The organism is Pseudomonas oryzihabitans NBRC 102199 (assembly GCF_000730625.1).
Taxonomy (GTDB): Bacteria; Pseudomonadota; Gammaproteobacteria; order Pseudomonadales; family Pseudomonadaceae; genus Chryseomonas; species Chryseomonas oryzihabitans.
Window position 1 is genome coordinate 833,754 of sequence record NZ_BBIT01000002.1, and the last position, 13,947, is coordinate 847,700.

Annotated in this window: 13 protein-coding genes; 5 read left to right on the top strand and 8 right to left on the bottom strand. The window is 69.5% G+C overall.

Features of this window, described 5'->3' with window-relative positions:
* The first annotated feature begins 73 nt into the window (after positions 1-73).
* The 4 genes from POR01S_RS05270 to POR01S_RS05285 all read left to right on the top strand — a co-directional run bounded on the left by POR01S_RS05270 (position 74) and on the right by POR01S_RS05285 (position 4,236).
* On the top strand, positions 74-1,537 hold the full coding sequence (locus POR01S_RS05270) for an NAD-dependent succinate-semialdehyde dehydrogenase (RefSeq protein WP_042134249.1): 1,464 nt from the start codon (positions 74-76) through the stop codon (positions 1,535-1,537).
* Between the two features lie 143 nt (positions 1,538-1,680).
* Positions 1,681-2,970 (top strand): 4-aminobutyrate--2-oxoglutarate transaminase, encoded by a 1,290-nt coding sequence (gene gabT, locus POR01S_RS05275; RefSeq protein ID WP_042134251.1) that lies wholly within the window; start codon positions 1,681-1,683, stop codon positions 2,968-2,970.
* A gap of 55 nt (positions 2,971-3,025) precedes the next feature.
* Positions 3,026-3,715 (top strand): HAD family hydrolase, encoded by a 690-nt coding sequence (locus POR01S_RS05280; protein WP_042134253.1) that lies wholly within the window; start codon positions 3,026-3,028, stop codon positions 3,713-3,715.
* A 29-nt stretch (positions 3,716-3,744) separates the two neighbouring features.
* The gene (locus POR01S_RS05285; RefSeq protein ID WP_007161776.1) at positions 3,745-4,236 is read left to right on the top strand and encodes an Lrp/AsnC family transcriptional regulator; all 492 of its coding nucleotides are present in this window, start codon (positions 3,745-3,747) and stop codon (positions 4,234-4,236) included.
* A 52-nt stretch (positions 4,237-4,288) separates the two neighbouring features.
* Here POR01S_RS05285 and POR01S_RS05290 read toward each other — a convergent pair whose 3' ends face one another.
* Positions 4,289-5,002, bottom strand: a complete 714-nt coding sequence (locus POR01S_RS05290) for a cupin domain-containing protein (protein WP_042134255.1) — start codon at positions 5,000-5,002, stop codon at positions 4,289-4,291.
* A gap of 231 nt (positions 5,003-5,233) precedes the next feature.
* Here POR01S_RS05290 and POR01S_RS05295 point away from each other — a divergent pair, with 231 nt between their 5' ends.
* Positions 5,234-6,160 (top strand): 2-hydroxyacid dehydrogenase, encoded by a 927-nt coding sequence (locus POR01S_RS05295; protein WP_042134257.1) that lies wholly within the window; start codon positions 5,234-5,236, stop codon positions 6,158-6,160.
* A gap of 15 nt (positions 6,161-6,175) precedes the next feature.
* Here the strand turns inward: POR01S_RS05295 and argE are convergent, their stop codons facing one another.
* The 7 genes from argE to POR01S_RS05330 are packed head-to-tail and all read right to left on the bottom strand — an operon-like array spanning position 6,176 to position 13,881.
* Entirely contained in the window at positions 6,176-7,327 is a 1,152-nt protein-coding gene (gene argE / locus POR01S_RS05300; RefSeq protein WP_042134259.1) for an acetylornithine deacetylase, read from the bottom strand.
* Positions 7,324-8,481: an NAD(P)/FAD-dependent oxidoreductase gene (locus POR01S_RS05305; RefSeq protein WP_042134261.1), complete on the bottom strand. Its 1,158-nt coding sequence runs from the start codon at positions 8,479-8,481 to the stop codon at positions 7,324-7,326. The genes argE and POR01S_RS05305 overlap by 4 nt, the downstream gene beginning before the upstream one ends.
* Positions 8,478-9,893 (bottom strand): FAD/NAD(P)-dependent oxidoreductase, encoded by a 1,416-nt coding sequence (locus tag POR01S_RS05310; protein ID WP_042134263.1) that lies wholly within the window; start codon positions 9,891-9,893, stop codon positions 8,478-8,480. The genes POR01S_RS05305 and POR01S_RS05310 overlap by 4 nt, the downstream gene beginning before the upstream one ends.
* Positions 9,878-10,183, bottom strand: coding sequence for a (2Fe-2S)-binding protein (locus POR01S_RS05315; protein WP_027599284.1), 306 nt, complete (start codon positions 10,181-10,183; stop codon positions 9,878-9,880). The genes POR01S_RS05310 and POR01S_RS05315 overlap by 16 nt, the downstream gene beginning before the upstream one ends.
* Positions 10,180-12,024, bottom strand: coding sequence for an ABC transporter ATP-binding protein (locus POR01S_RS05320; RefSeq protein WP_042134265.1), 1,845 nt, complete (start codon positions 12,022-12,024; stop codon positions 10,180-10,182). Before POR01S_RS05320 ends, POR01S_RS05315 begins: the two co-directional genes overlap by 4 nt.
* A 1-nt stretch (position 12,025) precedes the next feature.
* On the bottom strand, positions 12,026-12,928 hold the full coding sequence (locus POR01S_RS05325) for an ABC transporter permease (protein WP_027599282.1): 903 nt from the start codon (positions 12,926-12,928) through the stop codon (positions 12,026-12,028).
* A complete protein-coding gene (locus POR01S_RS05330) occupies positions 12,925-13,881 on the bottom strand; it encodes an ABC transporter permease (protein ID WP_027602371.1) in 957 nt (318 codons plus the stop codon). Before POR01S_RS05330 ends, POR01S_RS05325 begins: the two co-directional genes overlap by 4 nt.
* Positions 13,882-13,947: the final 66 nt, after the last annotated feature.

Here is a 13,947-nt window from a genome sequence, read left to right on the forward strand (position 1 = left end):
CGGTCGATTTCGGCATTCGCCACCGCCACCCCTCCCTAGACTCAGGGCCTGACCTGCCACTGGGAGCGCCACCATGCCGCTGCACCTCGATCTGCGGGATCCCCGCCTGTTCAAAGCTTCCGCCTATGTCGACGGCCACTGGATCGCCGCCGACAACGGCGCCACCTTTGCCGTGGACAACCCCGCCACCGGCGAGACCCTCGCCCAGGTCGCCGCCCTGGAGGCTGGGGAAACCGCCCGTGCCATCGCCGCGGCGGAAGCGGCCTGGCCGGCCTGGCGCGAGCGTCCGGCCGCCGAACGCGCCGCGCTGCTGGAGCGCTGGCATGCGCTGATGCTGGAGCACCAGGAAGACCTGGCCCTACTGATGACCCTGGAACAGGGCAAGCCGCTGGCCGAGGCCCGTGGCGAGATCGCCTATGGCGCCAGCTTCGTCAAATGGTTCGCCGAGGAAGCCCGACGCAGCTTTGGCGATATCCTGCCCGCACCGGCCCGGGATCGCCGGGTGCTGGTGCTGCGGCAACCGGTGGGGGTCGCTGCCGCCATCACCCCATGGAATTTCCCCAACGCCATGATCACCCGCAAGGCCGCCCCGGCGCTCGCCGCCGGCTGCCCGGTGGTGATCAAGCCCTCGGATCTCACCCCGCTGTCGGCCCTGGCGCTGGCCGAACTGGCCGATCGCGCCGGCTTTCCGCCCGGCGTATTCAACGTGGTCACCGGGATGCCCGCCGGCATCGGCGGTGAACTGACCGGCAATCCGGCGGTGCGCAAGCTGTCCTTTACCGGCTCCACACGCATCGGCCAGCTGCTGCTGGCACAGTGCGCGGCCACGGTGAAGCGCACCAGCATGGAACTGGGCGGCAATGCGCCCTTCATCGTCTTCGATGACGCCGACCTGGATCTCGCCATCGCCGGGGTGCTGCAGAGCAAATTCCGCAACGCCGGCCAGACCTGCGTCTGCGCCAACCGCATCCTGGTGCAGGACGGCATCCACGACCGTTTCGCCGAGCGGCTCGCTGCCGAGGTGGCCAAGTTCAAGGTGGGCAACGGCCTGGAGGCCGGCGTGACCCTCGGTCCGCTGATCAATCGCCTGGCGGTGGACAAGGTCGCGCGTCATGTCGACGACGCCCTGACCCTGGGCGCCAAGGCCCTGTTCGGCGGCTTGCCCAGCGGTCGCGACCAGTTCGTCGCCCCCACGGTGCTTACCGGCGCCACGGCGGACATGCTGCTGGCCCGCGAGGAGACCTTCGGCCCGGTGGCGCCGCTGTTCCGCTTCCGCGACGAAGCCGAGGCGCTGGCGCTGGCCAATGCCACGCCCTATGGCCTGGGCGCCTACTACTACACCCAGGACCTGCGCCGCGCCTGGCGTGTCGGCGAGCAGCTGGAATTCGGCATGGTGGCGCTCAACACCGGCACCCTGTCGATGGAGGTCGCGCCCTTCGGGGGAGTGAAGCAATCCGGCCTGGGCCGCGAAGGCTCGCACCTGGGGCTGGACGAGTACCTGGAAGTGAAAGCCTGGCACCTCGGCGGCCTCGACTGAAAGCCACCGGCGGCAGGCAACCGAAAATGCCGCCACCCCCAAGCAAAACAGCCGATCACGATGCCGGGGCCGGCAACTTCAGCGTTACCGACCCTGCGGCCTGCGTAGGCTGGAACTCTCGCCCCTGCCTGGAGTATCGCTGCATGAATTCCGCTGCCAAAGCCACCGACCGCCTGCTGGGTCTTCGCGAACAAGGCGTTCCCCGCGGCATCATCACCGCCCATCCCGTCGTGGTGGCCCGCGCCCAGGGCAGCGAAGTCTGGGACGTGGACGGTCGCCGCTACCTCGATTTCGTCGGCGGCATCGGCGTGCTCAATGTCGGTCACAACCACCCACGGGTGGTGGAGGCCGTGCGCCGTCAGGTCGGGGAGATCTCCCACGCCAGCTTCCAGGTAATGGCCTACGAGCCCTACCTGGAGCTGGCCAATCGTCTCAACACCCTCATCGGCAACGGCGAAGCCTACAAGACGCTGCTGCTGACCTCCGGCGCCGAAGCCGTGGAAAATGCCATCAAGATCGCCCGCGCCCACACCAAAAGGCCCGGAGTGATCGCCTTTCGCGGCGGCTTCCACGGTCGCACCCTGCTCGGCGTGACCCTCACCGGCTTCGCCCAGCCCTACAAGCAGAACTTCGGCCCCTTCCCCGGTGACATCTACCACGCGCCCTACCCCGATGCCTTCCGCGGAGTGGACAGCCAGCAGGCCCTGGCCGGCTTGCGCGAGGTCTTCGCCACCCAGGTCGCGCCCGACCAGGTGGCCGCGATTCTGATCGAACCGGTGCAGGGCGACGGCGGCTTCCGCCCGGCGCCGGTGGAATTCCTCCAGGCGCTGCGCGCCCTCTGCGACCAGCACGGCATCGTGCTCATCGCCGACGAGATCCAGACCGGCTTCGGCCGCACCGGCAGCCTCTTCGCCTTCCAGCAGACCGGCGTCCAGCCCGATCTGGTGACGGTGGCCAAGAGCCTGGCCGGGGGCCTGCCGCTCTCCGGAGTGGTCGGGCGCGCCGCCATCATGGACGCGCCCCTGCCCGGCGGTCTCGGCGGCACCTATGGCGGCAACGCCCTGGCCTGCGCCGCGGCCCTGGCGGTGCTGGACGTATTCGAGGAAGAGGACCTGGTCGCCCGTGGCGTCGCCCTCGGCGAGCAGCTGCGCAGCGGTCTGCTCGCGCTGCAGCGACGGCATCCACGCATCGGCGAGGTGCGCGGCCGCGGCTTCATGCTGGCGGTGGAGATGGTCGGCGCCGATGGCCACAGCCCGGACGCTGCCCTCGCCCAGCAGGTCATCGACGGCGCCCGCCACGCGGGCCTGCTGGTGATCAAGTGCGGTGTCGAACGCAACGTCATCCGCTTCCTGGCACCGCTGGTGACCACCGAGGCGCAACTGGCCGAAGCCTTGCACATGTTCGGCCAAGCCCTCGCCCAGGCCGGTGCCTGAGGTTGAACGTAACGCCGCCTGGCATCGGCAGAGCGGCGCCAAGGGGAAACCGACCATGAGAATCACGCGTTACCAGGCCATAGGCTTTTCCTGCTACGGCACCCTCGTCGACCGCGAAGGGGGCATCCTCGAAGCCCTGCGCCCCCTTGTGGCGCAGGCGGGCCTCAGCACCCATCCCGACTGGCTGCTCGGCAGCTATCACCGCCTCGCCCGCGAGTTGCGCCAGGCCACGCCCAACGCCAGCCAGACCAGTCTGCACCTGCGTATCCACCAGCGTCTGGCGCAAGAGTTGCAGCAGGAAGCCGACCTGGATGCCAGCGTGGCCTTTGGAAACGCCACGTCGTGCTGGCCGGTGTTCGAGGATGCGCCGGGCGCGCTGCAGTACCTGAGCAAGTTCTATCGATTGGTGTTGCTGGCCTCGCCCGATGACGGCGACGCCGCAGCGGTCACGGCGCGGCTGCCCGAGGTGTTCGCCGCCGTGATCCCCAACCGCGGCGGCGATCTGCGCCTGGCGCTGGACAACACCCTGGAGGAGCTTGGCCTGGCGCGCGGGGATCTGCTGCCGATAAGAGGCAGCGAACCGGACGACCCCTGGAACCCCCTGGTGGATTTTCCGCTGTGTACCTTGCGCCGTGATCGCTCGCGGCCCTGGAACCTTTCACGGCAGGCCCTGGATGGCACGCGGTGCGAGTACGCGAGTCTCGCCGACCTGGTGCATGCGCATCAGACCGCCCTGCGTGCCTAGCCTGACGTTCACGACTGCGAGGAACGACGATGGACGCCGCAACAAAACTGGACCGCATCGACATCAACATCCTGGTGCAACTGCAGAAGGATGGCCGGATGACCAATGTCAGTCTCGCCGAAGCCGTGGGCCTCTCCCCCAGTCCCTGCCTGCAGCGCGTCAAGCGCCTGGAGGCGGCCGGCTACATCAGCGGCTACGAAGCCCACGTCAACCTCGCCAAGATCGCCAACTCGGTGACGGTCTTCACCGAGGTCACCCTTTCCGACCACAAGCGCGCCGACTTCGTGAAGTTCGAGTCCTTCATCCGCGGGGTCGACGAGATCCTCGAATGCCACCTCATCAGCGGCGGCTACGACTACCTGCTGCGCTTCATGTGCAGCAGCATCGGCCACTACCAGGAGCTGATGGAATCCATCCTCGACCGCAACGTCGGCATCGAGAAGTACTTCAGCTACATCGTCATCAAGTCGCCGGTGGTCAAGAACGCCCTGCCGCTGCGCAGCCTGATCAAGGCCGGCTGACCCCCCTCGCCGCGACGCTCCGCCAGCATCCCGCTGCCGGAGCGCCCTCTTCTCAGCGCAGGATGCAATAGAGCTTGCGCACCCGCTCCCGACTGTCCCAGGCCATCGGCGTATTAGCCGGTACCAGCACCGCCTCGCCCGCGTTGACCGTGCAGGTCGCTTCGCCCTCGACCGCGAGGGTCACGGCGCCGGCATAGAGCAGCATCAGCTCGCAGTGGGGATTGCTCACCGCCTTGCGCGTATAGGCCGTGCACTCCCACATCCCGACCCGCAGGGCCCCGCCACCGCTTTCGAACAGGTCGCAGCCGGTGGCCGTGGGCTCGGGACTGAGCAGTACGCTGGCCGCTGGCGGCGGCGAGGGTTCGCGCGGCGCCGAGGGATCCAGCAGCACGGGTGCCTGAGGCATGGGGCCTTCGCTGGCCCGGCCGGGAAAGGCCATGAACAGACGCCGCAATTCGCCGCCGTGACGCCAGCGGCAGCTCAGGCCACGCGGCAGGATGAAGGCATCGCCGGCCTTGAGGTGCAGGGCATTCCCCTCCCATTCCAGCTGCAACTCCCCGGCCTCGATGAGGCTGACTTCCACCCAGGGGTAGTCGTCCAGCCGGCAATCGGCGGAATGGGCGACGGCGCTGCCCATCACATAGCCCAGGTGGCCATCGTGCAGGTGCAATTCGCGGCCGGCGGCCAGGGGATCATCGTGCAGCGGCTGGAGCGCCCGGGGCAGCTGGCGGTCACCGGGCGGCTGGCAATAGTGCAGCAAAGGCATGGCGGATCCTCACGTCGAGAGGCGCGGCAGGGGCGCCGCGGACCCGGCCAGTATCGACTCGCAGGGCACCGGGGTTATGGCGTTTGCGCCCTGGGCCGGCACAGAAGCTGCCGTTTTTCCCAGATGCGGCGCAGTTTCCACCGCACCACCGATCATGGCGGCGGCAGCGGAGAATTCGGGACAAACTACCGCACGCTTGCGCCATCCTTGAGCTTTGCCGGAGACCTCCCCATGACGCTGCTCTACAAGGCCGATCCCGAACGTGGCCAGGCCTGGCGACGCCTGTTCCAGGAACGCGCGCCCGATATCGCCTTCCGCCAGTGGCCGGACGTGGGCAATCCCGAAGAAGTCCGCTACCTGGCCTGCTGGCAACCGCCGGAAGACCTGGCCAACCGCTTTCCCAACCTGGAGGTGCTGTTCGCCACCTCGGCCGGCGTCGACCAGTTCGACCTGAACCTGTTGCCGCCAGCGCTGCCCGTGGTGCGGATGCTGGATCCCGGCATCGTCGCCGGCATGGTGGAGTACGCCACCCTCATGGTGCTGGCGCTGCATCGCCAGTTGCCTCTCTATCTCGACCAGCAGGCCGCGGGACGCTGGCAGGAACATGCCCTGGTAACGGCGAACAACAGACGCGTCGGCGTGCTGGGTCTGGGCCAGATCGGCCAGGCGGTGCTGGAGCGGCTCGCCACCTTCGGCTTCCAGCTCTCGGGCTGGTCGCGCTCGCCCCATGAGCTGCCGGGGGTGCGCTGCCATGCCGGCGCCGAGCAGCTGCCGGCGTTCCTGGCCGATTGCGAGATCCTCATCTGCCTGCTGCCGCTGACCGGGGAGACCCGCGGCCTCCTCGACGCCCGCCTGTTCGCCGCCCTGCCCCGCGGCGCCAGCCTGATCAACCTCGGCCGTGGCGCCCAGCTGGTGGAAGCCGACCTGCTGGCGGCGCTGGACAGCGGTCAGCTGAGCCAGGCGGTGCTGGACGTGGTGGAGCCGGAACCGCCGGCAGCCGACCATCCCTTCTGGCAGCATCCGCGGATCTGGCTGACGCCCCACGTGGGCGCCATGACGGTGCCGGAAACGGCGTTCACCGTGCTGCTGGACAATATCCGCCGCCATCAGCGCGGTGAGCCCATGCAGGGTCTGGTGGATCGCCAGCGGGGCTACTGAAGAGACCGGGTGGCCTCAACCCAGGGCCACCCGCAACCGCCCAAGCAAGGCGTCACAGGCAGCGAGCTGGCTCAGTTCGACATACTCGTCCGGCTTGTGCGCCTGCTCGATGCTGCCGGGGCCGCAGACCACCACCGGGGTGTCCAGCCGGCTGGCGAAAAGGCCACCCTCGGTGCCGAAAGCCACCTTGAGCTGGGTGGTGCCCGGCTCGACCAGGGTCTGCAGGAAGCGCACGGCTTCGACGCTGGGATGGGTATCCAGTCCCGGATAAGCGTTGACCGTCTCGATCTCGATGGCGGCCTTGTCCGAGGTTTGCCGTGCCTCCCGGACCAGGCTGTCCGCCGTTTCCTGCAGCGCGGCGACCAGGATGGCGGGATCGTCCGCCGGCAGGTGACGGATCTCGAAGTCCAGGGTGCAGAGGTTGGGCACGATGTTCAGCGCCTTGCCGCCATCGATCCGCCCGACATGCAGGGTGGTGTAGGGAATGTCGTAGGCCGCGTCGTGGGCGCCCTCTTCCGCCAGACGCCGCTGGCTGGCGCGCAGGGCGCCGACCAGGTCGCTGGCCAGGTGAATGGCGTTGACGTGCAGCGGCGCCAGGGAGGAATGGCCCTCCTGACCATGGCAGTGGGCGCGCAGCGCAGCCTTGCCCTTGTGGCCGAGGGCGACCTGCAGGTCCGTGGGCTCGCCGACGATGCAGAGGAAGGGGCGCACCGGCGCCAGTTCCAGCACATCCAGCAGGCGGCGCACCCCGACGCAGCCGATCTCTTCGTCGTGGGACAGGGCCAGTTGCAGCGGTCGCTTCAGGGGCTCACCCCGGGCGGCGGCCAGCAGGGCCACCACGGCGCAGGCGACGAAGCCCTTCATGTCGCAGGCACCGCGCCCATAGATCCGACCGTCCTTCAGGGTTCCCTCGAACGGTGGCAGGGTCCAGGCCTGGCCGGCCACGGGCACCACGTCGGTATGCCCGGAGAGCAGCACGCCGGGCACGTCGCTCGGGCCGACGCTGGCGAAGAGATTGGCCTTGCGCCCGCTCTCGTCGAGCACCAGGCGGCAGGCGATGCCGGCAGCCTCCAGCAGACCCTGCACATGCTGGATCAGCGCCAGGTTGGAGTCGGCGGAAACGGTGGGAAAGCCGATCAGGGTGCGCAGCAGGTCCTGGCTGTTCATCCGGCGAGACTCTCGCTGCGGGGTTGCGCGAAGCGGCCGATGTCGAAGGCCGCCAGCGGCGTCTCGGTACGGCCGGTGGCGATCAGTTCGGCCATGGTGTCGCCCACGCCCGGGCCAAGCTGGAAGCCGGCGCCGCAGAAGCCGAAGGCGTAATAGAGACCGTCCACCTGGCTGCTCGGGCCCATGATCGGCAGGTCGTCGGCGATATAGCCTTCCACCCCGCTCCAGGTGCGGATCACGTTGACCCTGGCCAGGGCCGGCGCCAGGCGGCGCAGCTGGGTGAGCTGATTGAGCAGGCCATGGGGCTCGGCGCGGGCCAGACGGGTGTCCAGATCCGGGCGGGAGCGGAAGCAGCCGCCGAAGATCACGTTGCCGCGCGGGATCTGGCGGAAGTAGATGGTCTCGCTCACCAGCGGTGAAGAGACGCCCACCGCCTCCTTGAAGGCATAGGGCAAGGGCTCGGTGACGCCCATCTGGGGGCCATGGGTCTCGATGGGCACCGGCTCGCCGAACTGGCTCGACAACCGACTGCCCCAGGCTCCGGCGGTGATCAGCAGCCGCGGCGCCCGATAACGGCGGCCGTCGGCGGCCTGCACCAGGAAATCGCCGTCCGGCTTGGTGACCTGGGTGATCTCCACCCCTTCCTGCAGATTGACGCCCTCGCGCACCCCGGCGCGGGCAAAGGCCGGCGCGGCCAGGCGCGGATTGGCATGGCCATCGTGGGGCGCATAGGAGCCGGCCACCACCTCGGGGCCCAGGTAGGGAAACTTCTCGTGCAGGGCCGCGCCTTCGAGCACCTCCAGATCGAGGGCGGCGGTCTCCGGCGCCCGGGCATACTCGTGCAGCATGGCGATGCGACCGGGATCGTAGACCACCCGCAGATGGCCGCCGGGGATGAATTCCAGGTCATCGCCGATCAGCTCGGGCAGGCGACCCCAGAGGCCGCGGGAACGGTTGGACAGCGCCACCTGGGTCAGGTAGCGGCCCTGCCGGCGGACGTTGCCGAAATTGGTGCCGCTGGCGAAGCGCCCGACCTGGTCGCGCTCCAGCAGGAGCACCGACAGGCCCCGGCGGCGCAGGAAGAAGGCGCTGGCGCTGCCCATGATGCCGGCGCCGACGACGATGACGTCCGCGCGGTTGGCGGTCTGGTTCATGACGAAAGCTCCTCTTCGCTGGTGACGATGCCCAGCGGCAATGGCCGGACCGGTGCCTGGCCGCGCAGGCGGCCAACGGTTTCCACCGGCACCCCGGATTCGGCGGCGATGATCTCGGCGCCGGCCTGGGCGCAATAGCGACCCTGGCAGCGACCCATGCCGACGCGACTGAAGGCCTTGGCCCGATTGGCTTCCTGGGCACCCTTCTCGCGCACTACGGCGCGCAACTCTCCGGCGGTGATGCCCTCGCAGCGGCAGACCACCGCGGTATCCGGCAGGCTGGCCATCTGTTTCGCGGGCCAGGGAAAGGCCTCGGCCAGGCCCAGGCGAAAGCGCTCCTGCACCGTCAGCGCCTCGCGGCAGCGCTCGGCGAGGCCAGCGGGCGGGGTGCGACCGAGATCGGTCAGGACCGCGCAGGCGGCCAGTTGCCCGGCCAGCTCCGCCCCGTCGGCGCCCCGTACCCGGGCGCCATCGCCGGCGGCATAGACCCCCGGCGTGGAGGTGCGGCCGTCGGCATCCAGTTGCAGCACCCATTGGCCAGTGGCGCGCTCGAATTCGAAGGCGCAGCGGGCGAGATCGCCCAGCTGGGTCTCGGGGCGCAGGTGATAACCCAGGCCCACGGCGTCGCCCGCCACCTCCTGGCGCAGGCCACGTGCATCGGCGAAGGCCACGCCGCGCACGCCCTGTTCGGCATCGCCGAGGATCTCCAGCGGGGTGACGCCAAAGTGCAGCGGCACCCCAGCGCGCTTGAGCGAGGCCATGAGTTGCACGCCCTTCCAGGCCACGCCCGGGCGGGCCAGCAGTTTGGGCGTGGCCTGGGCGCGCAGGCGCAGCGGCGCGGTGTCGAGGACCGCGGCCACCGTGGCGCCGGCCTGCTGGTATTGGGCGGCGACCAGGTAGAGCAAGGGGCCGCTGCCCAGAAAGATCACCCGCCGGCCAATGGATACCGCCTGGGCCTTGAGGGCGATCTGGGCGCCACCGAGGGTATAGGTGCCGGCCAGGTTCCAGCCCGGTACCGGCAGCAGGCGGTCACCGGCCCCGGTGCAGAGCACCAGGGCATCGAAGTCCAGGGTGCGCTGGCGATTGCCCTGCACCGTGTAGAGGGTGCGCTCGTGCAGGTGCCAGGCCAGGGTGTCGGGGCGGTAGTCGAGGCGTCCGCGCAAGCCGTCGAAGGTGCGGTGCAGGCTTTCGGCCTTGCCCGCCTCGCTGCCGTAGAGAGTGGCATAGGGACGCTGGAAGCCCTCGGGCTGGCGCCGATAGATCTGGCCGCCGTCGCGGCGATTCTCGTCGATCACCACCGGGATAATGCCGGCAGCCAGCAGGGTTTCCGCGCAGCGCACGCCGGCCGGACCGGCCCCGACGATGACCACCCGCGGCGGGTTGCCGCCCCCTTTCGTTAGGCCCGATTCCATACCGCCTCCGGTTGCGTGGTGAGGATCTGCAGGCCTTCGCGGACCTCGGTGCCGCAGGCGCGCAGGCGCTCGCCGTCGGCGGTCCAGACCCAGCAATCCTGGCAGGCGCCCATCAGGCAGAAACCGGCGCGGCGCTCGTCGCCGAATTCCGACCGGCGCAGTGCCGGACCATTGGCCAGCAAGGCGACCATCAGGGTGTCGCCGGCCAGCGCCGTGACCGGCAGGCCATCGACGCTGAGGCTGACCTGGGGCCGGCCGGTCTCGCCGAGTCGCTGAAAGCGAGAAGTCATGCGCGAACTCCTTGGGTGTGCAGCAGGGCGCCACCCTGCAGGCGCTGCAGGGTCTCGCCATCATGATGACAGAGGATGCGGTTGCCCCCGGCGAGGGTCTGGGGCCGGGGCGGCACCCGGTCGCAACGGCCTTCGAGCCGTACCGGGCAGCGCTGCAGGAAGCTGCAGAGCCGGCCACTGGCGGGCGGCGACGAAACCAGGGGGACCGCGGTACGGATGGGTTGCTCTTCCAGCCAGCCCTGGCGCAGCGCCGGTACCGAGGCGGTGAGCAACTCGGTGTAGGGATGCAGCGGCGGATGCTGCAGCGTGGTCGGGGTGCCCAGCTCCACAGGCTGGCCGGCATAGAGCACCAGCACCTCGTCGCAGAGACTGCGGACCGTGGAGATGTCGTGGCTGATGAACAGATAGGCCAGCCCCAGCTCACGGCGCAATTCGGCGAGCAGATCGAGAATGGCGGCGCCGACCACGGTATCCAGCGCCGAGGTGACCTCGTCGCAGAGGATCAGTTCGGGTTCGGCGGCCAGTGCCCGAGCCAGGTTGACCCGCTGCTTCTGGCCACCGGACAACTCGCCCGGACGCCGGCTGGCGAGGCTGGCCGGCAGTTGTACCCGGTCGAGCAACTCGCGGACCTTGCGCTGGCGGGTGGCCTTGTCGAAGGCGTGATAGGTCTCCAGCGGGCGCATGAGGATGCGCTCCACGCTGTGGGCCGGATTGAGCGCCGTGTCGGCATTCTGGTAGACCAGCTGCACCCGGCGGAACTGCTCGCGGGTGCGGCCGTCCAGACCGGGCGGCAGCCATTCGCCACCCAGGCGCACGCTGCCCTGGGCCGGCGGCAGCAGGCCGGCGATCACCCGCGCCAGGGTCGACTTGCCCGAACCGGATTCGCCGATCACGCCCAGGGCCTGGCCAGCGCCGATGCGCAGGTCGATGCCCTCCAGCACCCGGTAGCGCGGCAGGCCATCGGCGCCGATGGGGCCGTAGCCGGCCACCAGGTCCTTGACCTCCAGCACCGGGGCGGCGGTCTCCACGGTGGGCAGGCCACGTTCCGCCAGGGGTTCCGGCCGGGCCGCGGCCAACAGGCTGCGGGTGTAGGGATGGCGGGCGCTGGCCAGCAGGCGCTCGGTGCGGCGATTCTCATAGACCTCGCCGCCGTTGAGCACCAGGATGCGGTCGGCCATCTGGGCCACCACGGCCAGGTCGTGGGAGACGTAGATGGCGGTCACGCCCCGCTCGCGCACCACCTGCTTGAAGACGCGCAGCACCTCGATCTGGGTGGTGACGTCCAGCGCCGTGGTGGGTTCGTCGAGGATCACCAGGGTCGGATCGGTGATCAGCGCCATGGCCGCCATCAGCCGCTGCAACTGGCCGCCCGAGACCTGGTGCGGATAGCGCTGGCCGATGTGCTCGGGATCCGGCAGCGCCAGCTCCTTGAACAGCTGCAGCGCCCGCGCCTCGGCTTCCCGACGCGTCAGGACGCCATGGATCAGCGCGCTTTCGATGATCTGCTCCATCAGCCGCCGCGACGGATTGAAGGCCGCCGCCGCGCTCTGGGCGATGTAGGCCACGGTGCGGCCACGCAGCCGGCGCAGGCCCGCGGCGTCCAGCTCCAGCACCTGGGTATCGCCGACGCGGATAGAGCCGCCGGCCAGTCGGCAGCCGGCGCGGGCATAGCCGAGCAGCGACAGGGCGATGGTGGTCTTGCCCGAGCCGGATTCTCCGATCAGCGCCAGCACCTCGCCCTTGGCCAGGTTGAAGCCGACGTCCTTGACGATGGTGGTTTCGCTGCCGTCTTCGCCCTGGGCGACCACGCGCAGGTCTTTGACTTCTACCAGCAATTCCATCTCAGCGCCCTCCCCGGCGCCGCGCGCCGAACCGGTCGATGAGCAGGTTGACGCCCACGGTCAGGGTGCCGATGGCCAGCGCCGGCATCAGCACCGCCGGGGCACCGTCGGCCAGCCCGCCAATGTTTTCCCGCACCAGGGAGCCGAGGTCGGCGTTCGGCGGTTGCACGCCGAGGCCGAGAAAGCTCATGCCGCTGAGCAGCAGCACGATGTAGACGAATCTCAGGCCCAGGTCGGTCAGCAGCGGCAGGCGCATGTTGGGCAGCATCTCGCGCAGGGCGATGTACAGCCGGCCTTCGCCACGGGTGCGGGCAACCTGGACGTACTCCAGCTCGGTGAGATTCATCGCCAGGCTGCGGGCGATGCGATAGCAGCCGGGGGCATAGCCCACCACCGCCATGACGATCAGCAGTGGCACCGAGGAGCCGAAGGCCGAGACCATCACCAGCGCCAGCATCTTGCTCGGCAGCGAGATCAGCGCATCGATCAGCCGCGACAGCGGCTCGTCCACCCAGCGTCCGGACAGCGCCGCCAGCAGACCGAGGCCGGTACCCAGGACGCAGGCCAGCACCGCCGCCACCAGCGCCAGCCCCACGGTGAAGCGGGCGCCGTCGAGGATGCGACTGAGCACGTCGCGGCCCAGGTAGTCGGTGCCCAGCAGGTGCGCAGGGCTATAGCTGGCCAGCACCGCGCTGTCGCCCAGGGCGCCCGGGTCATAGGGCGCCAGCCAGACGCCGAACAGGGCGATGAACAGCCAGAAGGCCACCAGGACGCCGCCGATGATGCCGGTCAGGGACCAGCGGGTGCGCCGACGGGTCCGCGGCGGTGACAGCTGGGCGTCGAGCGTCTTGCCATCCACCGGCACGACGGACGCGGCACGTACGGGAATCACGGGTCGGGTCATAGCGTTCTCAGCCTCGGATTGGACAGGATGGCGCAGAGATCCGCCAGGGTCATGAGCACCAGGTAGGCGCAGCAGAACAGCATGGCGCAGGCCTGGATCAGCGGCAGGTCGCGACTGGCGACGCCGTCCACCATCAGCTGGGCGATGCCCGGGTAGTTGAAGATGGTCTCGACGATCACCACCCCGCCCATCAGGTAGGAAAGACTCAGGGCGATGGAATTGGCGATGGGCCCCACCGCATTGGGCAAGGCATGGCGCAGGACGGCGCGCACCGGACCGACGCCCTTGAGCCGGGCCATCTCCACATAGGGACTCTGCAGTTGCTCCACCAGGGCGGCGCGGGTCATCCGCGCCATCTGCGCGACGATCACGCAGCACAGGGTGCCCACCGGCAGCGCATAGGCGCGCAGGAAGTCCAGGGGGCCGTCGATGTCATGGGCGAAGGTCAGCGCCGAGGTCCACTGCAGGTGCACGGCGAAGACCAGCACTGCCAGGGTCGCCACCAGGAATTCCGGCACCGCGACGATGCCCAGGGTAAAGACGTTGAGGGCGCGGTCCAGGCGACCGCCGGCGTTCATCGCCGAGACGATGCCCAGGCCCAGCGCCAGGGGTACCGACACCAGGGCGGTGACCCCGGCCAGCATCAGGGAGCCGCCCAGTCGATCGCCGATCATGGTGGAGATGGGCATCTGGCTGGCCAGCGACTGGCCGAGATCACCGTGCAGGAGGCCGCTCAGCCAGTGGACGTAGCGCAGCAGCGCCGGCTGGTCGAGGCCCATCTGGGCCCGCAGCGCGGCGACCTGCTCGGGTAGCGCGAACTGGCCCAGCGCCTGCTGCGCGGCATCGCCCGGCAACAGCGCGGAGACGAAGAACACCAGCAACGAGACGATGAGCAGGGTCAGCAACCCGCCCCCGAGGCGTCTGGCGATGAGGGAAAAGACGGAAAGGTCCAAAGCCACCTCCTGCTTGAGCGTGGAGCGGCGAGCCGGTCGCTGAGGAGCGACTCGCCGTGAGGCAAC

Excerpts from the sequence above, each read along its gene's own strand:
- POR01S_RS05280 (WP_042134253.1), top strand. The coding sequence starts at position 3,026 with ATGAGAATCACGCGTTACCAGGCCATAGGCTTTTCCTGCTACGGCACC.
- POR01S_RS05325 (WP_027599282.1), bottom strand. The coding sequence starts at position 12,928 with ATGACCCGACCCGTGATTCCCGTACGTGCCGCGTCCGTCGTGCCGGTG.
- POR01S_RS05295 (WP_042134257.1), top strand. The coding sequence starts at position 5,234 with ATGACGCTGCTCTACAAGGCCGATCCCGAACGTGGCCAGGCCTGGCGA.
- gabT (WP_042134251.1), top strand. The coding sequence starts at position 1,681 with ATGAATTCCGCTGCCAAAGCCACCGACCGCCTGCTGGGTCTTCGCGAA.
- POR01S_RS05305 (WP_042134261.1), bottom strand. The coding sequence starts at position 8,481 with ATGAACCAGACCGCCAACCGCGCGGACGTCATCGTCGTCGGCGCCGGC.
- POR01S_RS05290 (WP_042134255.1), bottom strand. The coding sequence starts at position 5,002 with ATGCCTTTGCTGCACTATTGCCAGCCGCCCGGTGACCGCCAGCTGCCC.
- POR01S_RS05320 (WP_042134265.1), bottom strand. The coding sequence starts at position 12,024 with ATGGAATTGCTGGTAGAAGTCAAAGACCTGCGCGTGGTCGCCCAGGGC.
- argE (WP_042134259.1), bottom strand. The coding sequence starts at position 7,327 with ATGAACAGCCAGGACCTGCTGCGCACCCTGATCGGCTTTCCCACCGTT.
- POR01S_RS05270 (WP_042134249.1), top strand. The coding sequence starts at position 74 with ATGCCGCTGCACCTCGATCTGCGGGATCCCCGCCTGTTCAAAGCTTCC.
- POR01S_RS05310 (WP_042134263.1), bottom strand. The coding sequence starts at position 9,893 with ATGGAATCGGGCCTAACGAAAGGGGGCGGCAACCCGCCGCGGGTGGTC.
- POR01S_RS05285 (WP_007161776.1), top strand. The coding sequence starts at position 3,745 with ATGGACGCCGCAACAAAACTGGACCGCATCGACATCAACATCCTGGTG.
- POR01S_RS05315 (WP_027599284.1), bottom strand. The coding sequence starts at position 10,183 with ATGACTTCTCGCTTTCAGCGACTCGGCGAGACCGGCCGGCCCCAGGTC.